This window comes from Achromobacter sp. SIMBA_011, from assembly GCF_046535435.1.
Lineage (GTDB): Bacteria > Pseudomonadota > Gammaproteobacteria > Burkholderiales > Burkholderiaceae_B > Achromobacter > Achromobacter dolens.
This window is the reverse complement of the sequence record NZ_JAWRWN010000660.1, coordinates 1-263: the sequence shown is the minus strand read 5'-3', so window position 1 is coordinate 263 and position 263 is coordinate 1. Positions and strand designations below refer to the sequence as shown.

At 63.5% G+C, this 263-nt stretch carries 1 protein-coding gene; it reads left to right on the top strand.

What is annotated here, in order from left to right; all coding sequences use genetic code 11:
• A partial coding sequence (locus SB816_RS32600) for a fumarate hydratase (RefSeq protein WP_410548324.1) occupies positions 1–263 on the top strand: 263 nt, incomplete at both ends.

The following is a 263-nucleotide window of genomic DNA, read 5'->3' as shown; positions in this document are numbered from 1 at the left end:
GATGGCGCCACCATGGGCCTGGACGACATGATCAACGAAGGCGTGCGTCGCGCCTACAACCTGCCAGAAAACGTCCTGCGTGCCTCAATCCTGGCCGACCCGGCAGGCGCGCGCAAGAACACCAAGGACAACACGCCGGCCGTGATCCACTACGAGATCGTGCCGGGCGACAAAGTCGACGTGCAGGTGGCGGCGAAGGGCGGCGGCTCGGAGAACAAGTCGAAGTTCGTGATGCTGAACCCGTCCGATTCGATCGTCGACTG